Here is a 22,490-nt window from a genome sequence, read left to right as displayed (position 1 = left end):
CTTTGCTCACATCATTACTATTGTTTTAGAGGTGTTCGCGAATCTTCAATGCTTTCGATTTGGAGAAAAGCAAAGTTTACACTTCAAGTTTTTAAAAAGTTATTACCAGAAAGTTTCTCTTACAAAAGGTAATGGAACAATTTTTACATAAGTGACGTAGGAGCGAAGTGGAATAGTTGTGGAATGAGATATGTAGTACAAATGTTATTTTATATTACGGGTTTCCGTAAAATATTACTTGTTAAAAATTTGTATATTTGAGATTGGATTTTTAAAAATTTAGGATATAATGAAAATATTTGAAATAGTAGTTGGAGTAAGTTCTATATTATCGTTTTTAGTTTCTCTTTTTGTTGCTAATAAAGTTATAAATATTAATAATAAAATTAAAACGAATAACATAAAAGGCGATGACAATATAATTTCTGGCAGAGATACTAAAATTAAAAAGAAGAAATGAGAACGAGAATTGATGGAGATGAAAATATAGCATCTGGAAGAGATACTATTATTAATAATGTTAGTGAAGATAAGCAGGAATATGGAGTAATTACAGATATTTTTGATTTTGTATTAAAAAAATATAAAGAAGAAAATTATGAAATCGATACTGAATCATCTTCTGTACGAGATAAATTAATTCATATTAAAAAGAAAGTAGAATTAAATTTTTCAGATGCTGATGAACAAAAAGAAGTAAAACAATATTTTAATAAATTATATACTAAAATAAACTTTGTAGAAAAAGCATTTCAAACTTTAGATTCTGAAGAACAAAGTGATATACATTATTATGTTTTAAACAATTATAATAAGATAAAAAACGAATCAAAAGATGTTACTCAAATACAAATTTTATATAGATTAACCGACTTCTTTATTCCTGAAAATAGTATCAAAAACCCTACATATAGAAGTATAGCTCAATCGATAGTTCTTTTCTTCTTTGATGATTGCACAATTTTTGAAAAGACTTCAAATGAATCTCAACAAACTTCTTTATTTGATCTTATATGATTATACCAACTAAACATCAAAATATAAAATTAAATCCAATGGTATTAGGTGCGGATATCCTTTTCTTACTAAGAAAAGAAGACTTTACAATGGAGGAACTATACCAATCTATAAAGATCACTAATAGCATAGATTTAGACTCATTTTATGATACTATAACTTATTTATGGCTTATTGAAGCTATCACTATTGACAAAAATAAAATATCTAAAAAAAACAATGTATCTTAAAAAAATATATTCACAACCACCAGGTTTGTTTAAAGCTGTTGAGTTTTCAAATGGGCTTAATTTCATATATGGAATTAAAGACGAAAAGAACCCTAAAGATTCATTAAATAGTATTGGTAAGTCTACATTTTTAGATTTAATAGATTTTACTTTATTAGCTTCATATAGAAAAAATCATAATGCTAGATTATACAAGGCAAAAGAATTGATGACAGGTTATGATATTGTCTTAGAATTTGAAATTGATAATATTGAATACATTATAAAAAGAAATGTAGAAGATCCAGATCATATTGAATTTGGAAAAATTAATGAACCTACATCTTTTTATAAAATAAAAAATCTAAAACGAATTTTATCTAACTTAATATTTAAAAGAGAAAATTACAAAGGCTCATTTCTTCCCGATAAATGGTATAGAAGTCTTATTCTTTTTTATACTAAGATTCAGAAGTTTAAAAAAGCAAAATTTCTTGATCCAATAAAATATATTTCTGAACTCAGCGATCCAGAATTAAATGTTTACAATTTTTATTTATTAGGTTTAAATAATACAATACCCAATAAAATATTTGAGAATAGAGTAAATGAAAAAGGTATTTCTAAAACAGTTTCTGAAATTTCAAGATATGTTGATGAAAAGTATGATATAACAGATCTAAAACATGCCCAAATTGAAACTAATAAATTAAAACTAGAAATTAAAAAACTTTCTGATGCTATAGACAAATTTGAGCTAGGAGCACAGTATGAAGATGCTGAAAAAGAAGCAAATATTTTAACTGAAAAGATTAAAAACAATTTATATCATAATTTTTTAGATAAAGATAAATTAAAATCTTATCAGGAAAGTTATTCGTTACCAAGTAAAATAAATACTCGAAGGATAAATACCATGTATAAAGAAATATCTGAGGAGTTAGCAATTAAGATTATAAAAACTTTAAAAGAAGCAATCGATTTTAGAAAAAAATTAAATGAATCAAGGAAAGAATTTTTGAAAATAGAGATCGATAAGATTAAAGAAAATACAAAAAAGAGAAATGAAATCATCCAAAAGCTCGAAAAAGAAAGAGCTAAGATTTTTTATTTTTTATCTGCTCAAGAAGCAATCTCAGATTTAACTGAGGCATTTTATAACCTAAGTGAAAAGAAAAATAGGTTAAGTGATTTAGAAGCCAACACTAAAATTCTTTTTGATTTACAAAAAGAATTAAATGAAATAAGAAGTGAGTTATCAAATTTAAGTTTAAAATCCATAGAGTTTTTAAGCAACGAAGCTTCTGAATCAAACTTGAAGTTTGCTGAAAATTTTGAATCGGTATACAACGCTATATACATTAATAAGGATTCTTTATCACAATTTTCTATCATAGGAGGAACTAATAAAAAAAGTATAATAGAAATAGATATAAGTCTTCCAGATATGTATGGTAAAGGAAAGAATCAAGGTAGAACTTTAGTTTATGATTTGTCTATTTTGATGTTTAACTTAATTAATACTATAAATTTTCCAAGATTTTTAATCCATGATGGTATTTTTGATGGAGTAGATAAAGCCCATTTTATATCTGTCTGTGAATTTATTCAAGGTATAGCAAATACTGGGCATAAAATTCAATATATAACTACAATAAATGAAGAAGGTACATTATCAGAGAAATTTGGTGATGGAGAAATAGCTAGTCCTATATATGTAGAAAATCATTCTATTTTAACATTATCTCCAATAGACAAATTATTTCGTTCCGATTTCTAAACTATTAACTTTATTCAAACTTCCCAGTTCCATAATTAACACGTCTCTTAAAGTCAATAATTTCATCTTTTAATTTCTTATTTGCATTCTCAATAAGTTCATTTTGAAGTTTCATAATCTTTAATAAATCGTGAACTGCATTAAGATTGTCTAGTTGCGTAGATACGATTTTCTCTAAGTCAGCTTTTGTATATTTTGGAAATGGCATAAAGTTTGGAATAAAATTATTAACAATAAATATTTAACTAAAAATTACATTTATATAATTATAACTTATATAAAGTTAATTCAAACTTATAATTTAATTTTTAAAAACGCAAGTTTAAATTAATAAAACATAATCTAAACTTATGTTTTATTAAGAATGTATTATATATTTAGAGAAGAATACAGCAACAAATATGTCAGCAGAAAGAATAAATAGAATAAAAGAAGTCTTAGTAATTCAAGGAAAATCGCAAGTTTGGCTTGCAGAACAACTTGGAAAAAGCACAACTTCTGTAACTGCGTTTTGCAACAATAAATCACAACCACATTTAAAGGACTTAAAAAAAATCGCAGAAATTTTAGATGTGGATATTCGAGAACTATTAGTTTCTACAAAAGAATAAATTTCAATCGAAACTTTAGCGACCTCAGAAAACTTTGGTCAAAACAATAGGCGAGTGAGCGTCCATATTCTAGAGATGAAGCAATATTTTTGTTGAGAATTCTATATTTTAATTGAAAACAAAATAAGCTAAAGAACTATAAACACTTCTAGAATATAGCGAACGAGCCGTAATTGTTTCCAAAGTATTCTGAAGTCTTGATTTTTGTTTCTTTTTATCAAGAAAAAGACAAAATAAAAAACTACCAAAGGTTCTTATTAAAACTCAAAAGCTATTTAACATAACGAAAAGCCAAAAAAGGTTTTTGTAAAACAAATAGGAAGCATATTTATATAAAATTCTTTGCAAAAAATTTTTATAAGTATGCGACAGGCTAACGTAAAGGTTATAAAACTTTTTCTAACGAAATGTTTCTCATATAATAGATTGTTCGTGTAGAATTTCTAAAGTAGCTTTTGTGCGGCTGGAAAGCGTTGGAAAATTGCGTATAAAATAAATTGTAAAAACAATTTGATTTTATGAAAGCAATCGAGCATTTGAGCGCGGCAATTTAGCATAACGACAAATTATGGGACAAAATTTTCTGTAGCGAAGCGTTCCAATAAATAAAGGTTCATGACCCAAGCACAATGATTCTAGTAGTAAATACAAAGGTTCTGGGATATTTAGCATAATATCATTATGGTTTACAAATACGCTGATTATTCTACTTTCCAATATATATTATTTGTATCATAATTTATATTATGTTAAATAGAAAATTCTAATACTCTCAAAACAATTCAACAAACTACTTTATGCCTAATTCCCTATTTGCTGTAAATCGCGGCGATAACCTATCAAATCATTTTTTAATGCACCAATAATTTCTCCATAACCATTTACATACAAAAATCGTAACGAAGCCATTCTTGCATGATGACGTTTGTCATTTTTTAAATAATCAATACAATCGTTTTTACAAACCAAATCCGTGATGAAATCTGCATACCAATCTTGCGAACGTTCAATCTCTTTTAAGTTATCCGTAATCGTTGTAAAAATCAATTGTTCTACAGATTTTATTTCTTCTAAATAAATTTTATAGGCTGAATTTAAATTCTGTAATTTCTCTGAAGCTTTCGATTCATTTAATTTTGCATTATCTATCAAATCAATCACATGCGTATCTGTATCCATCGTATTGACTCTAAATAATAAAGTTCCCAAAACGCTGCCACGTTTCAGTTTACTTTTATCATGTGCTTTGTTTAAGAAATTCAAATAATTATTTTGTAACGTATCTAATTCCTTTTGATACTCTTCTATAGACGCAATATCTTTTTCTAATTGTTTTATGACATTTTTTCTTAATTCAACATTAGCAGAATTTAGTTGCGTTCGTTGATTCCAATTATTAATTCCAACTGCAATCAAAATTCCTAGTACAACCAAAATAATCTCACCAAAAGCGTACTTTAAGTATTTCTTTATATTTTTTCCTTCCATGAACTTTGAGCGTTCTTTATTAAAAAATTTCATGATAAAAGTTAAAAACTAAATATACTAAAACTTCACAAATCTTCTATTCATATGCTAACATATATTTAACAAAGCTTTCACTAAAAAATACACGAAACTCACCTATAAGCTGTATTTTTGCCGAATGCTTTCAAAAAATCAATCGCAAACAGAATTTATTATACTCATGGCATCTTTGATGTCTATAGTAGCCTTATCTATTGATGCTATTTTACCAGCTTTAGAAGCGATTGGAATTACCATCGGAACCGAACAATCTACTGATAATCAACTACTAATTACGATGATTTTTCTAGGTTTAGGTTTTGGACAGTTAATTTTTGGTCCACTTTCCGATAGTATCGGACGAAAACCCGTAATTTATATTGGTTTTTTACTCTTTGTGTTGGCAAGTTTTCTCTGTGTCATGGCAGAAAATGTAGAAACCATGATCGTTGGTAGAATTTTACAAGGCATCGGACTTTCCGCTCCAAGAACCATTAGTATTGCCATGGTTCGCGATAGTTTTAGTGGTGATTATATGGCAAAAATCATGTCGTTTATAGTTGCAATTTTCATTCTTGTTCCTGTTGTTGCACCTGCATTAGGAAAACTTATGTTAGATACTTTTGGATGGCGATCTATCTTTAATAGTCAATTAATTTTTGGAGCAATTATCATGATTTGGCTTTGGAGACGACAACCAGAAACACTTCATCCAGAAAATAAAATAAAACTATCTACACACCTATTTACCAATGGATTAAAAGAATTTTTAAAATTTAAAGTATCCATAGCTTTTACGTTAATTTCAGGATTAATCACAGGTTCGTTTATGGTATATTTAAGCGCTTCGCAATCTATATTCCAAAACCAATATGGTATGGTTGAAGAATTTCCCTATGTATTTGCCGCGCTTGCAATTTCTGTCGGATTTGCTACTTTTTTAAATGGAACATTTGTATTAAAATACGGAATGTACAAATTGGTACGCGCCTTTATGATGGCGTTCACTACAATTCCAATTGTATATCTTATTTTCTTTTACGGTCAGCCAAATCCAAATGTGTATATATTAATTGCCTTTTTTGCTATTCAGTTCTTTGCGATAGGTTTCCTTTTCGGGAATTTACGCTCATTAGCCATGCAACCTGTTGGACATATTGCTGGAATTGGAGCTGCCATCAATGGTTTTGTCTCTACAATTATGGCAGTACCAATTGCCACGTATATTGGTAGTTTTGTAAAAAATACCGCTTCTCCTCTATTTATCGGGTTCTTAATTTGTGGATGCTGTTCCTTATTAATTTTATGGATTCTACAAAAAAGCACAAAAACAGCTTCACTGTCAACATCATAAGTTTGTAAAAACCTAATCTTTTAAGTAAGTTTACAACCAAACCTCGATCAACCAAAAATGAAAAAAATTATTATTACGGCTTTTTTAAGCCTAGTGCTTACTATACCAATAGTTCAAGCACAACATTCCGTGGCACGCGAATGGAATGAAGAATTATTAAATGCAATTCGCGGCGATTTTGCTCGTCCCACAGTTCATGCTCGAAATCTATTTCACAGTGCATTAGCAATGTACGATGCTTGGGCAGTTTTTGATACTACTTCGCAGACTGTATTTTTAGGAAAAACCTATGGAAATTACACCTGTACTTTTGATGGAATAGCAGTTCCCTCAGATATTGCAGCGGCTCGACACGAAATTATGAGTTATGCCATGTATCGCTTGCTTACTCACCGTTTTGCAAGTTCACCAGGCGCAACCACTTCCCTAGCGAGTTTTCAAACCCTATTTGAATCGTATGGATATGATATTAACTTCGTTTCAACTGATTATAGTACAGGTTCTTATGCCGCCTTAGGGAATTATTTGGCGAACGAAATCATCAATTTTGGACATCAAGATGGTTCTAATGAGCAAAATGATTATGACAATCAACATTATCAACCGTCCAATAATCCGTTGATTTTAGAGATATACGAAGACACAAACGATATTGATCCAAACAAATGGCAACCTTTAGCTTTTGATGTATACATTGATCAAAGTGGAAATGTATATCCGCTGAATACACCCGATTTTTTAAGTCCTGAATGGGGAGAAGTAATTCCTTTTGGTCTAAAACCTGAAGATTTAGATATCTTCAATGATGGATTTGATTGTTATGTATATAATGATCCTGGCGCACCAGTATATATTCAAGAATCTAATGAAGATGGTATTGATGATCCGTATAAGTGGCATTTTGCACTGGTTTCGCTTTGGTCAGCACATTTAGATCCTGCTGATAATACAATGATTGATATTTCTCCAGGTGCCATTGGAAACCTTGATACAACGGCTTTTCCAGAGACTTTTGAAGAATACAAGGCTTTTTACGACATTTTACAAGGTGGCGATCCAAGCACAGGACATGCTACAAATCCAGCAACGAACCAACCGTATGTTCCGCAAATGGTAAAAAGAGCTGATTATGCGAGAGTCTTAGCTGAATTTTGGGCAGATGGACCTGACTCCGAAACGCCTCCTGGACATTGGTTTACTATTATGAATTATGTGAGCGATCATCCATCTGTTGAAAAACGATTAAATGGTACAGGACCCATTTTAGACGATTTGCAATGGGATGTAAAATGCTATTTGGCACTTGGTGGCGCCATGCATGATGCAGCTATAAATACTTGGGGAATTAAAGGATATTATGATTATGTTCGACCAATTTCTGCCATTCGATACATGGCTGGTAAAGGACAAAGTTCTGATGCTTCACTTCCAAGTTATGATCCGCATGGGTTACCGTTAATTCCAAATTATATAGAATTGATAGAAACTGGTGATCCTTTGGCAGGAACTAATGATGAAAATGTTGGTAAAGTAAAAGTATATGCTTGGAAAGGTCCTGATTATATCAACGATCCTACGCAAGATATTGCTGGAGTTGACTGGATTTTAGCTAATAAATGGTGGCCTTATCAACGTGGAACTTTTGTAACACCGCCTTTTGCAGGATATGTTTCTGGACATTCTACTTTTTCTAGAGCTGCTGCGGAAGTATTGACTTTATTAACAGGTGATGAGTTTTTTCCTGGCGGAATGGGTACATTCGACATTCCACAAGATAACTTTTTAGTCTTTGAAAAAGGACCAAGCGCACCATTTACTTTACAATGGGCAACTTATCGTGATGCTTCTGACCAAACTAGTTTGTCTAGAATTTGGGGAGGAATTCATCCGCCAATTGATGATATTCGTGGACGAATTATTGGAGAAAAGATTGGTGTTGAAGCTTTTCAAAAAGCAAACGGTTATTTTAGTGGTTCACTAAATACTGAAGAATTTGCAATACATACAACAAGAGTATATCCTGTTCCTTTTACAAATCAATTGACAATTGAAACTGAGAATCAACAAATAGCTACAATTAATTTATATAGTATCGAAGGACGTTTGTTATTGACAGAAACAATCAATTCGAATCAAAAAACAATCAATCTCCCGAATTTAAACACTGGAATTTATTTTATTAAAGCATTAAATTCACAAGGAAATATTCTTCTGCAAGAGAAAATTATTAAACAATAATATTTTTACAACAAAATAAAAGAATTGGCTCTAAACGTTGTTAGAAACGATAGAGCCATTTTTTATGCTTTATAAAAAGAAGTACCCAACAGAAAGTTGTAGCGTACTGTTTCTAAATTTATCAGAAGAACCACTTACATCATTAATGTTAGATAATCCTAAATTGTAACGTAAACCAAAGTTAATTCCGTTGTTTAGCTTATACCCTAACCCAACATTGACACCTAAATCGAGTGTTTTGAAGTTGTCTGTTACATCTGGTCCATCATTTTTGGCAGAAAGTAAAAATCCAACTTGTGGTCCAGCTTCTACACTCAACTTTTTAGTGAGATAGTATTTTCCCATTAGTGGAATATTAAAATAATTTAAGGTTAACGAAGTATCATTGATACTAAATCCTTGAATGGAATACATTAATTCTGGTTGAAAAGAAAACTTTTCATTGATTGGAATTTCACCTACGACACCAAAATTAACGATCGAAGTTATAGGATCAAGATTAGCTGGAGTATCTCCATAAATAGACGCAAAATTCATTCCTACTTTTGCACCAAGTTTAATGTCTTGAGCATTCACATTTGCAAATCCAAAAACTGCGAAAGCAGCAATAAGTAATAGTTTTTTCATTCTTATAATTTTTAAATTGATGCAAACAAAAGAAATAGATTTTGTGTGGTTTTCATCGCCTGTTATAAATGATTTAACGTTTTTAACCATTTTTAACAAGCTAACTGAATATCAAATATTTAGAATCTAGATATGTAATTTTAAGCTATATAAATTATAATTTCCATATAGATTATAAGAAGTCAAAAAGTACATCAAAAATCTGATTTTAAGTAAGTTGAAATTTAAAAACAAAGAATAAAAAAAGTAATAAAAGTCTGTGGATTTTACTGAATTACTTCACTTTCAAAAACTACCTGATTTGCCAATGTTTTGTGTACAGGACATTTTGCTGCAATTTCTTTTAAACGTTGTTTTTGTGCATCAGAAAGATCACCAACAAATTTTATTTTTTTCGTAATAAAGTCAATTCGAGTAGGTTTTTCGAGTTCAATACCAAGTTCAGTATTTTTCTTTTTACTGTGAGAAATGTAGACAAATACTTCTCGTAAATCCCAACCTTTACGATCAGCATACATTTTAAGTGTCATTGTCGTACAAGCTGCTAAACCAGCATATAAATATTCGTATGGAGAAGGTCCAAAATCGTTTCCGCCTACTGAAATAGGTTCGTCCGCGATCATATGATGATTTTTTGTTTGAATTTTTGTGGTAAAATTATCATCTATCAAGTTTAAATGTCCAATCAAATGTGCACCTTCCGTGTGTAGCATTTCGTTTTCTTGCTTTGGAAAGTAACGTTCTACCCAAGTTCCAATAATATTTCCGGCATAACGACTATCTATTTCATTGGTTAATAAATGATCAGCATTATCAAGAGAAACAAAACTTTTTGGATGATGCGCATGTTGATACAATTCTCTAGCATTTTCAATTCCAACAATCGTGTCTATCGGAGAATGTAGAATTAGTAATGGTTTGCGTAATTTTTTTACAATTGTTGGTAAATCTATTTTGTCAAAATCTGATACAAATTCTTTGTTGATCACAAAAGGTCTGCCGCCAATATTGATTTGTACATCTTCATCAGAAGGAATTTGATTAATATCATGAGAAAATAAATGTTTTACATGACTTACATTAGCTGGTGCTCCAATTGTAGCTACAGCTTTGATATCGTCTATTTGTGAAGCTGCAACTAATACGGCAGCACCACCAAGCGAATGACCAACTAATAAACTTGGCGCTTGAAAGTTGTTTTTTATGTATTGATGAACAGCAACTAAATCTTCTACATTTCCTGAAAAGTGACTTTCTGCAAATTCACCTTCACTCCTACCCAAACCTGTAAAATCGAATCGTACAACTCCAAAACCATGTGTTGTAAGCGTTCTACTGATATTTCGTACAGCACTTAATGTACTACTACAAGTAAAGCAATGCGCAAAGATTGCGTAATAATTTGGTTTTTGATTGGCGGGTAATTCTAAATATGCGTTTAGATTATGACCTTTTTTATTCTGTATTTGAAGTTTTGTGCTTTTCATTGGTTTATTTTTTTCAGTGTTCACTGATATTGTTGAAGAGTTTGTCTACTAAATGTAAAAAACATTACGAACTCTCAATATTTTGAAATTTTCTACAAGCCATTTATTCTTTTAAATACCAAAAATCAGTTTCCTCTGTGTAACTTCACAAGTTCATTTATTTTAGTTGTAAAGCGTTCGTGATCATCTACCAGTTCATGTAGTATTGTTGCTTTTTGAATCAAATTTTGTAAATGTTTTGGATAAATGTAGTTATAAGCATCATCAATAAATCCGAAACCTTCCACTTCAAATAGATATTCTTTGGCTTTTTCTACTTTATTATTGAGTCCGCAGACAATTCCTAATATGTAATTTCCAAAAAAGTTTCTATTTTCTTTGGTTCTGTATTCATGATTTAAGAGAAATGTTTCCGCTTTATCAAAATCTACAAGATGCTCCTTTAAGTTTTCAATTTTTAGCTTACTTTCTTTTAGAAATGATTCTAATTCATCAGTTTTAGAAGTCAAAGGAATGTGATTGCTTTTTCCAAAAGACATATTATATCCATATTCGCATTCGTGTTCCCAGTAACAATTAGCTTCTAGAGCATAATAGAATTGATCTGGATTTCCTTCGGTTTCTAAATCTAGTTCAATTGCAAATTCTAAAATTAAATCAAAATGAAAACAATCTATCGTGTAGATAACCCAAGAACTTCCTATAGAAGTCCTTTTAATTCCTGATCCTTTATAAATCTTCGTAGCAATTTTATCGAACTTTTTAATGAAATCTTTTCGTTCCATGCATTATCTTTTTTTCTGCGAATTATGGTCTTTAAAAATTATTAAGAACTACATGAAAGCATAGAGCAACCTACTTTGTTTCGCGCCCATTCAGGACGTTTTGCATACCATTTTTCGTATTCTGGTTGTTCGTTATACGGACGTTTTAAGACTTCGTATAATTCGTTGAGTACTTTATAAACGCCTTTGTTTGCTGCATCAATAGCAAGTTGCGCCATATAATTTCGCAATACAAATTTTGGATTGACTTCATACATTTTGAATTTTCGTGTTTCGTCTCTGTCTTCTTCTTTTTGTAATAATGCGATGTATTTGGTAAACCAAGTAATCCAAGCATCAGTTGTTGCGCCTGCCAATTCTAACGATTTGTAGAATGATTTGTGGATTTTTTGAAAGGCTTCTTGTGGTGTGTTTTTCTTTTGTACACGTGGTAATTCACGGAAAAAAATAGTCATATCGGTTTCCGTAAGTTGTAGATTTTGTTCTAAATCTTCTATTAATTGTTCTACTTCTGCGTTGATTTCGGTTAAACCGATTTTTTTAGACATCATCTCCACATATTTCTGATCGAAATTTTGCTGATAACTTTCCAAAATGTCTTCTAAAGGTTTGGCTTCTTCAATTAATGGATATAAAGCATTTGCTAATTGTACTAAGTTCCACAATACAATTCCTGGTTGATTTCCGTAGGCGTAACGATGATGTTGACTGTCTGTTGTATTTGGTGTCCAATTTGGATCGTATCCTTCTAGCCAACCATATGGACCGTAATCAATCGTTAAACCTAAAATTGACATATTATCTGTATTCATGACACCATGCACAAAACCAACACGCTGCCAATGAATCACCATTTCTAACGAAGCATTGACTATTTTTTGGAAGAATGCTAGGTATTTTTCTTTTCCTTCAGTTTGAATGTCTTTGTGAAAATTACGAATCGTATAATCCGCAAGATTTTTCAGGTTTTTATGATCTTTTCGTGCTGCGAATATTTGAAAGTTTCCAAAACGCATAAAACTTGGCGCTACTCTACAAACTACGGCTCCTTTTTCGTATTCTTGATTTCCGTCATATAACATATCTCGCAATACTTCATCTCCTGTTAAAGCGATTGATAATGAACGTGTTGTCGGAACACCTAAATAATGCATAGCTTCACTACATAAATGTTCGCGAATAGACGATCGTAATACAGCCAAACCATCAGCCGTACGCGAATATGGCGTTGCTCCTGCTCCTTTGAGTTGCAATGCCCAATGTTGCCCGTTGGAACGAATTTCTGCTAAATTGATAGCTCTTCCGTCTCCTAATTGTCCTGCCCAATGCCCAAATTGATGTCCACCATAACACATCGCAAATGGATTTGTTTTCGGGTAGACCGTTTTCCCTGAAAATACATTCAGAAATTCTTCTGAGTTTGTATCACGCTCTAAATCGAGCATTTCTGCAACTTCGTCTGCAACATGAATTAGTTTGGGATTGGATGGAATTCGTGGCGTTACATACGAATAACAAGCTTCGAAGACTTTACGTCGCGTGTTATTTTTATTAGGATCGGCTGGTAATTCTTTATTGAAAGTATCTTTTAAATTGAGTTTCATCATGTAGCAATTCTTTGTCGTATGCTTTATAAAACACTTATATAAGCATACTTTTTAAGAATTGTAAAGATACTAAGATTGTTCTGAATCTTCTCTAATGTAGAGAAACATTCATTTAATGATGCTATCCTATTTTATTGAATAAGATACGTATTGGAAAAAGCTGCAATTGTATCTTTTTGTCCATTCAATAAATATAATTCATCTGATACTACCCAACCTGTATTGACATCTCCAATTCTTATTTCAGTAATGTTTTCATTTCCAGTATCTACAATCTCAAAATCAATCTCTCTCAACAATTTAGTAAGGAAATAACTATCGCCGAAATTAAGTTCGTTTGCATCATATTTTACTTCTATAGTACTTAATTCTCGTTTAATTACCTGATAACGTTCTTTTTGAAATTGATCTTCACTTTCGGAAAGCTTAGTTATAAGTTCTTTTACATCAGCATAACAAAAATAAAACGTTAGTCGCTCCACATTGATGCTCAACTTTTCATTACAGTTTAGTTTTGATGCAGTTACTCGTTTTTCATATCGCCAAGTTTGCTTATCTGTGCGAAGTGTTCCATCATTATTATATAATTTGAAGAATGTAGTATCATTTCGGGTTTCAGAAATTATTTTTCCATCTTTAAAAGCCTTTTGGTATTGTTCTGTGAACGATTTTATAATTGGAATATTAATATTATTGGAGTCTTTGTAATTTATATAAATATGTATTGGAGGCACCGCAAATTCTTTTTGTTTATTACATCCAATAAAAATTAAGAAAGACAAGATGATTAATATTCTAGTATTCATGATAATTTTCGTTTAGTTTTAAAATACAATTATGAAAAACAGAAAAATAGAAGGATACTTGAAAAAGTTTGAAAGAATTTATAGATGTATTAATTGTTTATCATAATGAAAGTTAAATCTACAATTTTTAGATCTAGATCAAAAGAGTTGATAACTGTTTTTATAGGTATTTATAGTAGTTTGACGATAGTTTTTTAATTTTACGTATGATTTTGTACGAAGACGATTTTGTAATTGCGGTATCGAAACCAAATAATATGTTGGTACATCATTCGCATATGGCGCGAAATCAAGCAGAAGAACAAACATTGGTAGGTTTGCTGCAAGAAACGTATGAAAAAGAAGTGTTTCCAATACATCGTTTGGATAGAAAGACTTCAGGAATTGTACTTTGTGCTAAAGAGAAAGCTTTTGTTGCTAAATTTCAAGTATTGTTTACTACTGATAAGATTCAGAAAGTATATTACGGCATTGCCAGAGGTTTTTCTCCTGAAAACGGATTGATTGATTCTCCTGTAAAAGGTCGTGATGCAAAAGTTTATAAAAACGCACTGACACATTATAAAACCTTAACAACCGTTAGTTTACCTATTGCTGTACAACCTTTTGACACTTCTAGATATAGTTTGATAGAATTGCTTCCCAAAACTGGTAGGATGCATCAGTTGCGAATTCATTTGAATAAGATAAATCATCCGCTTATTGGCGATCCAAAGTACGGAGATCGTTTTCATAATAGAATGTTTCAGGCGGAATTTGAAGTTTCAAATTTGTTTTTGCACGCACAATCTTTGACATTCACACATCCTTTTTTAGAAAAGCGAATTGTGATTACGTGTCCTTTCCCAAGACATTGGCACACAATTGCGGCAAAATTTCAGTGGAAACTTCCTTAAATAGGAGATTCAGAAATTAAAAGATAGATTTCAGAAGTTTACCCTTTTTTCATGTATAGGACTTGTGTTTATTTCGCACAAAATAAGCTATTACAGATGATTCATAAAAATCTTTTTATCTTTTACTTCATAATATTCTTTGCAAATTGTTGTTTTTCACAGAAACCATTAACTACCGAAGAAAAAATTGCTGATTTTGAATATTTATATCAAGAATTAAAAGCATCCTATCCTTATTTTGGCATTAATAAAAGAGCTTTTAAGACAGATTGGCTTGCTAAAAAGTCTGAATATATTGAAACCATTAAAAAGACAAAAAATGATACGGAGTTTTTCAAGTTTTTTAGTGATATGATGAATGACTTAAACAATGGACATACTGATGCATATCCGACTATTATTTACAGTTATTTTTATGACGCATATAAACAAGGTGCAAGCCAAGATAGCACGTATTCGATTTATGTAAAGGAACTTGAAAAAACAAACGCCAAACGTTCTAAATACTGGAAAGATATTAATCACAAACTGTTTTTTGCAGATGAAAATGATGAAGAAACAGATGGTAATTCAAGTGAAACTACAACAAATGAAACGCTTCAAAATGTGGATATGAAGTTTATCGATTCACTCTCTACAGCTGTAATTCATGTAAAATCTTTTAGTTATGATCTGATGGAACAAGATGCTGATACGTTAGCTTATTTTTTTAAGAAAGCACAGTTCAAGAAAAACATCGTCATTGATATTCAAGGAAATGATGGCGGAAGTACAACATATTGGATGGAATATATGCTTCCTTATTTAGTTAAAGATACTTTGAAGACGCCCGTTGTGTATGCATTTAAAAATTCTGAGAGACTTCAAAAGTTTAAACCTAGTTATTTTGAAGATACAGTTGGCTATGATGCTATTAATTTGCCTAATATGCCTAAAGAACTGTCTGACGGAAGTTATTCGTTTAGAAAAGAAACCATGAATATTGTGCCCAATGATGAAACTGTAAAATACTCTGGAAAGGTATATCTTTTGGTAGACAATGCCGTATTTTCTAGTTCAGAAACATTAGCCTTTTTTTGTAAAGCAACAGGTTTTGCAACAGTTGTAGGCGAAAAAACAAGTGGCGATGGCGTAGGAACAGATCCGTTGTTATTGACACTTCCTAATAGTGGAATTGTAATCCGATTTACAGGCGAAATGGGCTTAAATCCTGATGGAAGTGCTAATGATGAAACTAAAACCGTTCCTGATATTTATATTGAAGCTTCAAGTCAAAAAGAAAGACGTGCAAAACTTTTAAAGCATATAGAATTTAAAGAGTAACAACTTATAGAATTGATTCCTGTTTATGGTAAATAGACATCGCTTAAATTATTGAATGTCTTTTTAAATCTTTAGCTTTGTGACTTAAACAGTTTTTAATGGCAGTACTTTCTTCTTTAGGCTTAATTATTATTACATGTATTGTAATTTGGCGCGCTTGTGATGGTTTTGAAATGGCTTCTGATTATTTGGGTCGAAATATGAAAGAAGGTATTAAAGGCGCTACAATTAACGCTATTGGAAGTAGTTTACCTGAATTGTTTACCACACTTTTTTTCTTATTCGTTTTAAAAGATAAAGATGGTTTTTCTGGCGGAATTGGAACTACAGCTGGAAGTGCCGTTTTTAATGCGATGATTATTCCTGCAGTAGTGATTATGGCTGTAATTGGTAAAGGAATTGTAGATCGTATTGATGTTTCTAAAAAAGTGATAAAACGTGATGGAATTTCGTTGATTCTCTGCGAAATTGTACTGATTTTACTGATTACTGGCACAGAATTACATTGGTATCATGGTTTGGTATTGATGCTTTTGTACGTTGCATATATTTCATATATGCTACTAAGTCAAGGTTCTGGCGATGTTGATAATGATTATGAAGATGAAGCCGATGGCGGAAACCGTACCGTAGCTTTTTTTAAAGGAGATTTGGCTACAGCCGTTTTAGGAGATAGCAAAATCAACTTGACAAAAGCATGGATTTTAATGCTTGTTTCTGTATTTTTTATAGGAATTGCCTGTTATTGGCTTGTAGAAGCTTGTGAGCAGTTTGGAGATGCTATAGGCATGCCAATTTATTTTGTATCTGTTGTGTTAGCTTCCGCTGCAACGAGTGTTCCTGATACGATTATTTCTTGGAAAGATGCGATGAAAGGAAATTATGATGATGCCGTTGCAAACGCTTTGGGAAGTAATATTTTTGATATTTGCTTTGCACTCGGATTTCCGTTATTTCTTTTTACGCTGATGTATGGACCAATTAGCATGAGTCCAGAAACGCTTGAAAACGTTGGTCAATTGCGTGTTTTACTGCTGCTTATTACTATTGTAGCCTTCTTTATTTATTTGGTTCCTAAAACCATTAAAAAAGGACATGGATATCTACTGATCACTTTGTATGGTTTGTTTGTACTTTATATTATTTTAAAAGGAATCGATAGCGATTTGAGTGTTGTTACCAGTATTTCCAACGGATTATCAGGGATTGCAAATTTCTTTAGCTCTATTTTTTAGTCAGTTTTAGATTCATTAGATTGTTTGTATTGGCTTCTTGTTACTCTACACAAAAGAAAACAACTTCTTATTTTAACAAATTTCTTCACTCCAATCAAATTGGAAATTATAATCACATATAGAATTAGGTTATTAGATATGTTTTGACTTTGTATAAAAAAACTGCCTTCAAATTATAAAGGCAGCTTTCTTGTTTTAATGTCAATGTCTTTTTTAGACTAAGCTATTGTACAGAATCTATCACATGTATAATCATCTATGGTATTCGCACAACATCCTGAAAGTACCGTAATAGTTCTAAATGGGTCTATTGTAGTTGTATTTGTTGTAGTAATTCCTCCCGTTAAACTTTCTTTAGTCAAATTAGAAATAGCTCTTTTGTTTAATGACATCTTTTTTGATCTCTTGTTTTTCATAATGTTTGTGATTTAATATTTCACTAAAATTAGGTGCATTTCATCACACAAAAAACAGTTTACTAGTGTCAGACTTGATTTAGCAGTCGTCATTTATAAATTATAGAGTCAATTTATTTTAAGATTTAATCACTAAGAAATTATATTTTTATGAGACATTTACAATAGCATTACTCATAGTGTATATTTACATTATTTATTTAGTAGTATTTCATTAGACAAAAATATTTTCTAGTCCAAAAGCTGACTTAGTTGTCGTGATTTATAAATCATAGTGCTTTACAGTTCATCTTCAGACAAAACCACTAAGAAATCATCTGCATTTAGCTCTATTTCAGCATCTTTTTCAAGGTTCAAAGTAACGCCAAAATTAGAAGCTACATCTTTGCTTAAGTCACCTTTTCTGATTCCTAAACAAATCTCATCACGTTTGTTAGCAATTTCCATTGCTTCGGCAAAGGTGATTTTTTGCGGGAATTCTTCGAAGTATAGTGTTGTTGGTTTTACATAAATTTCACTTCCATCTTCAGAAAAGATATCATCATAGAACGTTTTGATTAAAGGTTCTTCGCTTAATTGTGCTAAAATCATAGTAATCAACTTATTACTAATAATAAAATCATCTACATCTGTTTGATTGATAATTTCCTGGTTTTCAGAATTTAATACTTGTGTGAGTAAATGTGTTTTTTCAAAATCGTTGATCACTTTACGCAGCATTAGCAGTATGATTAGTGTATCAGAGTCAATTTTATCTGCACTTTCTTCCTTCATACTTTGCGATAATACAATTACGTTATCATATTGTGAAGGATTTATTTCCTGTAATGATTCAATCATTAACGGATTAGCATTCATTAAGTTAATATTGAAATCTTCGTATTCTTCTTGTAAAGCAGCAATTGTTTGTTTGAGTTCTTCAGTAGGTTCATGGAATAGAATATCAAATTGAGAATTTTCTATTAAATAGTCTGTAGCTTCCTCAATAAAAATTTCTGCCACTTTGTGCCAACCAAGAATTAGTATTTTCTTTTGAACTTGTTCTAGTTTTTCATCTTTTAAAGGAATGGATTTTGGACTGAATTTTTTCTGTGTACCGAGTTTAATCGTTGAATCATCTTCTGCCAAAATCACCACTTGATCACCATTTTTTAGTATTGTATCACGATCTGGTCGTAATACTAAACCTTCTTCTTCTGAATACGTTCCTAAAGGAATTCCGTCTTCTAAATAATAGGCTAAATCATAAAAGTTCACATTGTTCCATTCATCTTCATGAAAGTATACTTCACAACCATCAAAAGACAATATTTCGTTGTAAACCATTTCCAATCCGCTAGTAAGTGATGTTTGAACTAATAGTTTACCCATAATAGTCCAACTATCTATGGCTATGATATTTTCATCTTCAAAGAAACTTATGATTTCACGTTTTTCTTCGGTAAATACTTCTGCTACAATCGGCAATTCGTTCGTTCCACCTTGACAAGAAGTTATTGCCAAAATAGATTTGATACATTGCACATCTGAAGCAACTTTCTTTTCTGTTGAAGCACTTTCGGTACAGTTTGCTAATATGATAATCGATTTTGCTTCGTGAACATTTACACGTTCCAATTCGTTGATATTTGCATAGTCACCTTGCGTGGTAATAATTTCTGTAGTCATCGTATCTGGAAGACGTTTAGAAATTAAATCGTCCATGTATTCTTTGTCTGCTTCTGCTAAAATCACCACAGAAGCTTTGCGTTCACTTTCATTGGCAAGAATTAATTCACGAATAATATCAACAACACGTTCATTCCATCCTAAAATTAGCGTATGTCCACTTTCAATAATTTTCCCTCTACCCTTTCTGAATTCATATAACATTTTGTTGAGTGAAGTCGTAATAAAACCAATCAACATCGATAAAAGAATTACACCGGTTAATCCAGAGATAATCGTCATTATTTTTAACCATGTTGGCGCATTGTTGTCTTGTCCCATACTTCCGGTAGACGTCATTTCTAAAAACGTAAGCCAAATATCTGTAAATGGATTTCCTGTGTAGTTTAGACTAGGAAACAGCGTAATTAGTAATAAACGCAGTCCCATGAGAATTAAAAACGAGAGAATAAATAAGATTAGTAGACTTAAAAAAATAGACGATCCGCCTTTGCTCATAAAACGTTCTAACCGATAGTAGAACTTTTCTTTTAAGGAGTTTTTCATTATTGATGTTAGTTGATTATGGTACAGTTTTTTGTAACTAAGCTCGGGGGATTTTTAGCTTAATTGTATAAATATAAGCATTTATAATTAGTCTATTTTTAGAAGCTTATATTTCGGAAAGATCAATAATTTCAAGGTTTTGTGCCATAATTTGTATTTTAGTTCTTCGCTCATTTTCTTGGATAAAAATCGTTTCAGAAATTTCACTAACTATTTCATTTTCTGAATCTTGCGAAATAATTAAATGAATATGCTTTTCACCTTTTTTATGATTTTCTATAGCATTGATATATTCTTTTATGAGTTCAATTTGCCATTGTTTTTCCATATATTGAAATTCTTCCATGACAATTAATGAGTTGTTTTCTGTAATCCAATCCCAATGAAAATCTAAAATTTGATTGCTATTATATGATTTTTGCGGATACCAAGGTTGGTATAATTGATGTTTCTTGATAAAATTGAAATATTCATCAATAGTTCTCATTGCTTTTGGAAAACGAAATGTTTCGTAGTTTACAATATTGAGAAGCTGATTTATAAAATGACGTCTTTCTGTTTCTGACTTACCGATGATAAGTACGTGTTTTTTACGAAGAATTTTTGTTGTTTTTTCAATCATAGAAAGCCAATTTACAGCTTTTTCCAGTCTTGATTGAATCGTAATCTAGATAATTTATTGTAGAGTAAAACCAATCCGTTTGTTCCCATTCCGCCATAATCATTAATAGCTTTGATGGTTCCGTCAGCAAACGTAATTTTTAGATCCAAAGTTTCTTGACATGTTCCAGCTGCGAAATAAGTACTCTTTAAGGTTGAGCTGTTGATGTAATTGATTAGTTGACTGATTTTTGCGAAATTGTCTTCATCAATCATTGTTTCAAAAATACCTTCTTCTTTCCCAAATTCATACGTTTTACTAAAATTATATGCTTTTGCCTTTAACGTTGATGGCTTGTCCTTGTATAAAATCAAATCAAAAACAGGGCATTTACCAAAACAACCACTGCGACTGAATTCAATCTTAGCAACTTCTTTTTGTAAAGGTTTAGCATTATACTCTAAAAATGCTTGCTGATTAACATTGTAGGTAAGCGTTCGTTTAGAAATATTACCCATTGTATCATCAAACATTCGTGCATGTCCATATAGCTCAATAACAGGTAGGTTTTCTTTATAAACTAATTTTGGATACACTGGAAAATCATTTATACCAGATATGGTCAGGTATTCTACCCTATAAGTTTCGTTTCCTTGGTTCATGATAGCAAATACATCAAAGCTATGACGATATTTTTCACCTGTAACGATTAGGTCTGTATATCCGTTCGCATCAAAATCTTCTTTTAGTAAGAGTTTGTAGTTGATAAACATGCTGTCTAATTCGTTTAAAATCTTAGAATTGACATACAAGTCTCTTTTATACTTTTTTGGTGAGACATACAGGAAGTTGATCATACTAGAGTCTATAGATTTTACAAATTCTTGTGTTTCATACACAGTAGTCAACCTATCAATTTTTGTAGGATTTACCATGTTTACGTACGAATTTTGCTTTTCCTCTAAACAAGAAAAAACGAATATTAAAGATAGTATTGCAAAAACCTTTTTCATTTTAAAGTAGCATTCCAACAGATTAGTCTATTGTGCAATATAGAGTTAATAACTAAAAATAAATTTGTTTAGTGTATTTTCAGTTTTATTTGCGGCATTACTTTTGATGTTAACATTTCATTAACATTAAAACCGATTTTATTATGAGTATGTCCAGAAGAACCATTTCCGGCATAAACGCAGGCTCTATGGCCGATATTGCGTTTTTATTATTGATCTTTTTTTTAGTAACAACAACCTTCGAAGAAGATGAAGGAATTGCAGGCGCGATTCCCAAGCCTTGTCCCGAAGGTGTAGATTGTAGTGCTGATGTAAAAGAAAAAAACATTTTTACGATTCGACTGAATCGAAATAATGAGTTGATGGCTAATAATGATGAAATTTCATTAGATGAGCTTCGAGAAAGTATCAAAGACTTTCTGGATAATAATGGCGATCAATCTTGTGAATACTGTAATGGCGCACAGAAAGAAAATTCATCTGACAATCCAAAAACTGCAGTTATTTCTATTCAAACAGATCGTGAAGCCTCTTATGATCATTACATAGGCATTCAAAATGAGTTGGTAGGCGCTTACTACGAATTGCGAAGCGAATTGTGTAAAATGAAGTTTAATAAAGCAGTTGAAGACTTGACTGAAGAAGAACTTAAAACTTTACAAGAATCGTATCCATTTCGAATTACGGAAGCTGCTTTGAATTAGATTTTCGAACAATTAAAAAAGCCTGATACAAACAAATGTATCAGGCTTTTTCTTAGTTAGC

General features: G+C 31.1%; 22 protein-coding genes. 11 read left to right on the top strand and 11 right to left on the bottom strand.

Annotation, left to right across the window (positions count from 1 at the left end; genetic code table 11):
• The first annotated feature begins 289 nt into the window (after positions 1 to 289).
• The 4 genes from ACOQOS_RS02960 to ACOQOS_RS02945 are packed head-to-tail and all read left to right on the top strand — an operon-like array spanning position 290 to position 3,006.
• Positions 290 to 460: a hypothetical protein gene (locus ACOQOS_RS02960; protein ID WP_420573472.1), complete on the top strand. Its 171-nt coding sequence runs from the start codon at positions 290 to 292 to the stop codon at positions 458 to 460.
• The gene (locus ACOQOS_RS02955; RefSeq protein ID WP_420573471.1) at positions 457 to 1,017 is read left to right on the top strand and encodes a hypothetical protein; all 561 of its coding nucleotides are present in this window, start codon (positions 457 to 459) and stop codon (positions 1,015 to 1,017) included. Before ACOQOS_RS02960 ends, ACOQOS_RS02955 begins: the two co-directional genes overlap by 4 nt.
• Positions 1,014 to 1,247, top strand: a complete 234-nt coding sequence (locus tag ACOQOS_RS02950; protein ID WP_420573470.1) for an ABC-three component system middle component 6 — start codon at positions 1,014 to 1,016, stop codon at positions 1,245 to 1,247. The genes ACOQOS_RS02955 and ACOQOS_RS02950 overlap by 4 nt, the downstream gene beginning before the upstream one ends.
• A complete protein-coding gene (locus tag ACOQOS_RS02945) occupies positions 1,237 to 3,006 on the top strand; it encodes a DUF2326 domain-containing protein (RefSeq protein WP_420573469.1) in 1,770 nt (589 codons plus the stop codon). The genes ACOQOS_RS02950 and ACOQOS_RS02945 overlap by 11 nt, the downstream gene beginning before the upstream one ends.
• 10 nt (positions 3,007 to 3,016) lie before the next feature.
• Here ACOQOS_RS02945 and ACOQOS_RS02940 read toward each other — a convergent pair whose 3' ends face one another.
• On the bottom strand, positions 3,017 to 3,214 hold the full coding sequence (locus tag ACOQOS_RS02940) for a hypothetical protein (RefSeq protein WP_160127921.1): 198 nt from the start codon (positions 3,212 to 3,214) through the stop codon (positions 3,017 to 3,019).
• Positions 3,215 to 3,407: 193 nt separating this feature from the next.
• Here ACOQOS_RS02940 and ACOQOS_RS02935 point away from each other — a divergent pair, with 193 nt between their 5' ends.
• Positions 3,408 to 3,617 (top strand): helix-turn-helix transcriptional regulator, encoded by a 210-nt coding sequence (locus ACOQOS_RS02935; protein ID WP_420573468.1) that lies wholly within the window; start codon positions 3,408 to 3,410, stop codon positions 3,615 to 3,617.
• An 801-nt stretch (positions 3,618 to 4,418) separates the two neighbouring features.
• Here ACOQOS_RS02935 and ACOQOS_RS02930 read toward each other — a convergent pair.
• Positions 4,419 to 5,138, bottom strand: coding sequence for a hypothetical protein (locus ACOQOS_RS02930; RefSeq protein ID WP_420573467.1), 720 nt, complete (start codon positions 5,136 to 5,138; stop codon positions 4,419 to 4,421).
• Between the two features lie 124 nt (positions 5,139 to 5,262).
• On the opposite strand from ACOQOS_RS02930, the gene ACOQOS_RS02925 reads away from it, so the two are divergent.
• Both ACOQOS_RS02925 and ACOQOS_RS02920 read left to right on the top strand, forming a co-directional pair.
• Positions 5,263 to 6,477: a multidrug effflux MFS transporter gene (locus ACOQOS_RS02925; protein WP_420573466.1), complete on the top strand. Its 1,215-nt coding sequence runs from the start codon at positions 5,263 to 5,265 to the stop codon at positions 6,475 to 6,477.
• A gap of 57 nt (positions 6,478 to 6,534) precedes the next feature.
• Positions 6,535 to 8,715 (top strand): T9SS type A sorting domain-containing protein, encoded by a 2,181-nt coding sequence (locus tag ACOQOS_RS02920; protein ID WP_420573465.1) that lies wholly within the window; start codon positions 6,535 to 6,537, stop codon positions 8,713 to 8,715.
• A 69-nt stretch (positions 8,716 to 8,784) separates the two neighbouring features.
• On the opposite strand, the gene ACOQOS_RS02915 is transcribed toward ACOQOS_RS02920, so the two are convergent.
• The 5 genes from ACOQOS_RS02915 to ACOQOS_RS02895 form a co-directional block, all read right to left on the bottom strand.
• Positions 8,785 to 9,342 (bottom strand): porin family protein, encoded by a 558-nt coding sequence (locus ACOQOS_RS02915; RefSeq protein ID WP_420573464.1) that lies wholly within the window; start codon positions 9,340 to 9,342, stop codon positions 8,785 to 8,787.
• 266 nt (positions 9,343 to 9,608) lie between these two features.
• The gene (locus tag ACOQOS_RS02910) at positions 9,609 to 10,829 is read right to left on the bottom strand and encodes an alpha/beta fold hydrolase (RefSeq protein WP_420573463.1); all 1,221 of its coding nucleotides are present in this window, start codon (positions 10,827 to 10,829) and stop codon (positions 9,609 to 9,611) included.
• Positions 10,830 to 10,954: 125 nt separating this feature from the next.
• Positions 10,955 to 11,614 (bottom strand): hypothetical protein, encoded by a 660-nt coding sequence (locus ACOQOS_RS02905; RefSeq protein WP_420573462.1) that lies wholly within the window; start codon positions 11,612 to 11,614, stop codon positions 10,955 to 10,957.
• 41 nt (positions 11,615 to 11,655) lie between these two features.
• Complete coding sequence (locus ACOQOS_RS02900; RefSeq protein WP_420575124.1) at positions 11,656 to 13,218, bottom strand: protein adenylyltransferase SelO; 1,563 nt, start codon at positions 13,216 to 13,218, stop codon at positions 11,656 to 11,658.
• 134 nt (positions 13,219 to 13,352) lie between these two features.
• A complete protein-coding gene (locus ACOQOS_RS02895) occupies positions 13,353 to 14,027 on the bottom strand; it encodes a hypothetical protein (RefSeq protein ID WP_420573461.1) in 675 nt (224 codons plus the stop codon).
• Between the two features lie 206 nt (positions 14,028 to 14,233).
• Here ACOQOS_RS02895 and ACOQOS_RS02890 point away from each other — a divergent pair, with 206 nt between their 5' ends.
• The 3 genes from ACOQOS_RS02890 (at position 14,234) to ACOQOS_RS02880 (ending at position 17,481) form a co-directional block, all read left to right on the top strand.
• Positions 14,234 to 14,923, top strand: coding sequence for a pseudouridine synthase (locus tag ACOQOS_RS02890; protein WP_420573460.1), 690 nt, complete (start codon positions 14,234 to 14,236; stop codon positions 14,921 to 14,923).
• A gap of 96 nt (positions 14,924 to 15,019) precedes the next feature.
• Complete coding sequence (locus ACOQOS_RS02885) at positions 15,020 to 16,246, top strand: S41 family peptidase (protein WP_420573459.1); 1,227 nt, start codon at positions 15,020 to 15,022, stop codon at positions 16,244 to 16,246.
• A 98-nt stretch (positions 16,247 to 16,344) separates the two neighbouring features.
• A complete protein-coding gene (locus ACOQOS_RS02880; protein WP_420573458.1) occupies positions 16,345 to 17,481 on the top strand; it encodes a sodium:calcium antiporter in 1,137 nt (378 codons plus the stop codon).
• 218 nt (positions 17,482 to 17,699) lie between these two features.
• On the opposite strand, the gene ACOQOS_RS02875 is transcribed toward ACOQOS_RS02880, so the two are convergent.
• The 4 genes from ACOQOS_RS02875 to ACOQOS_RS02860 all read right to left on the bottom strand — a co-directional run bounded on the left by ACOQOS_RS02875 (position 17,700) and on the right by ACOQOS_RS02860 (position 21,647).
• Positions 17,700 to 17,897 carry a hypothetical protein gene (locus tag ACOQOS_RS02875; RefSeq protein ID WP_420573457.1) on the bottom strand — a complete coding sequence of 66 codons (198 nt, stop codon included), beginning with the start codon at positions 17,895 to 17,897 and terminating at the stop codon, positions 17,700 to 17,702.
• Positions 17,898 to 18,176: 279 nt separating this feature from the next.
• Positions 18,177 to 20,111, bottom strand: a complete 1,935-nt coding sequence (locus ACOQOS_RS02870; RefSeq protein ID WP_420573456.1) for a CASTOR/POLLUX-related putative ion channel — start codon at positions 20,109 to 20,111, stop codon at positions 18,177 to 18,179.
• Between the two features lie 106 nt (positions 20,112 to 20,217).
• Positions 20,218 to 20,733, bottom strand: a complete 516-nt coding sequence (locus ACOQOS_RS02865; RefSeq protein WP_420573455.1) for a hypothetical protein — start codon at positions 20,731 to 20,733, stop codon at positions 20,218 to 20,220.
• Positions 20,734 to 20,744: 11 nt separating this feature from the next.
• Positions 20,745 to 21,647, bottom strand: a complete 903-nt coding sequence (locus ACOQOS_RS02860) for a DUF6438 domain-containing protein (protein WP_420573454.1) — start codon at positions 21,645 to 21,647, stop codon at positions 20,745 to 20,747.
• A 221-nt stretch (positions 21,648 to 21,868) separates the two neighbouring features.
• On the opposite strand from ACOQOS_RS02860, the gene ACOQOS_RS02855 reads away from it, so the two are divergent.
• Positions 21,869 to 22,429 (top strand): ExbD/TolR family protein, encoded by a 561-nt coding sequence (locus ACOQOS_RS02855; protein ID WP_420573453.1) that lies wholly within the window; start codon positions 21,869 to 21,871, stop codon positions 22,427 to 22,429.
• The last annotated feature ends 61 nt before the right edge of the window (positions 22,430 to 22,490 follow it).

Origin of the sequence: Kordia sp. (assembly GCF_965224175.1) — a bacterium.
Classification (GTDB): domain Bacteria; phylum Bacteroidota; class Bacteroidia; order Flavobacteriales; family Flavobacteriaceae; genus Kordia.
Note: the sequence above shows the minus strand (reverse complement) of the source record. Positions and strands in the feature narration are given on the sequence as shown.

Coding starts and splice junctions, on each gene's coding strand:
- ACOQOS_RS02940 (WP_160127921.1), bottom strand. CDS start 3,214: ATGCCATTTCCAAAATATACAAAAGCTGACTTAGAGAAAATCGTATCT.
- ACOQOS_RS02955 (WP_420573471.1), top strand. CDS start 457: ATGAGAACGAGAATTGATGGAGATGAAAATATAGCATCTGGAAGAGAT.
- ACOQOS_RS02905 (WP_420573462.1), bottom strand. CDS start 11,614: ATGGAACGAAAAGATTTCATTAAAAAGTTCGATAAAATTGCTACGAAG.
- ACOQOS_RS02855 (WP_420573453.1), top strand. CDS start 21,869: ATGAGTATGTCCAGAAGAACCATTTCCGGCATAAACGCAGGCTCTATG.
- ACOQOS_RS02875 (WP_420573457.1), bottom strand. CDS start 17,897: ATGAAAAACAAGAGATCAAAAAAGATGTCATTAAACAAAAGAGCTATT.
- ACOQOS_RS02935 (WP_420573468.1), top strand. CDS start 3,408: ATGTCAGCAGAAAGAATAAATAGAATAAAAGAAGTCTTAGTAATTCAA.
- ACOQOS_RS02945 (WP_420573469.1), top strand. CDS start 1,237: ATGTATCTTAAAAAAATATATTCACAACCACCAGGTTTGTTTAAAGCT.
- ACOQOS_RS02900 (WP_420575124.1), bottom strand. CDS start 13,218: ATGAAACTCAATTTAAAAGATACTTTCAATAAAGAATTACCAGCCGAT.
- ACOQOS_RS02920 (WP_420573465.1), top strand. CDS start 6,535: ATGAAAAAAATTATTATTACGGCTTTTTTAAGCCTAGTGCTTACTATA.
- ACOQOS_RS02895 (WP_420573461.1), bottom strand. CDS start 14,027: ATGAATACTAGAATATTAATCATCTTGTCTTTCTTAATTTTTATTGGA.
- ACOQOS_RS02925 (WP_420573466.1), top strand. CDS start 5,263: ATGCTTTCAAAAAATCAATCGCAAACAGAATTTATTATACTCATGGCA.
- ACOQOS_RS02880 (WP_420573458.1), top strand. CDS start 16,345: ATGGCAGTACTTTCTTCTTTAGGCTTAATTATTATTACATGTATTGTA.
- ACOQOS_RS02890 (WP_420573460.1), top strand. CDS start 14,234: ATGATTTTGTACGAAGACGATTTTGTAATTGCGGTATCGAAACCAAAT.
- ACOQOS_RS02915 (WP_420573464.1), bottom strand. CDS start 9,342: ATGAAAAAACTATTACTTATTGCTGCTTTCGCAGTTTTTGGATTTGCA.
- ACOQOS_RS02860 (WP_420573454.1), bottom strand. CDS start 21,647: ATGGTAAATCCTACAAAAATTGATAGGTTGACTACTGTGTATGAAACA.
- ACOQOS_RS02930 (WP_420573467.1), bottom strand. CDS start 5,138: ATGAAATTTTTTAATAAAGAACGCTCAAAGTTCATGGAAGGAAAAAAT.
- ACOQOS_RS02870 (WP_420573456.1), bottom strand. CDS start 20,111: ATGAAAAACTCCTTAAAAGAAAAGTTCTACTATCGGTTAGAACGTTTT.
- ACOQOS_RS02950 (WP_420573470.1), top strand. CDS start 1,014: ATGATTATACCAACTAAACATCAAAATATAAAATTAAATCCAATGGTA.
- ACOQOS_RS02865 (WP_420573455.1), bottom strand. CDS start 20,733: ATGATTGAAAAAACAACAAAAATTCTTCGTAAAAAACACGTACTTATC.
- ACOQOS_RS02885 (WP_420573459.1), top strand. CDS start 15,020: ATGATTCATAAAAATCTTTTTATCTTTTACTTCATAATATTCTTTGCA.
- ACOQOS_RS02960 (WP_420573472.1), top strand. CDS start 290: ATGAAAATATTTGAAATAGTAGTTGGAGTAAGTTCTATATTATCGTTT.
- ACOQOS_RS02910 (WP_420573463.1), bottom strand. CDS start 10,829: ATGAAAAGCACAAAACTTCAAATACAGAATAAAAAAGGTCATAATCTA.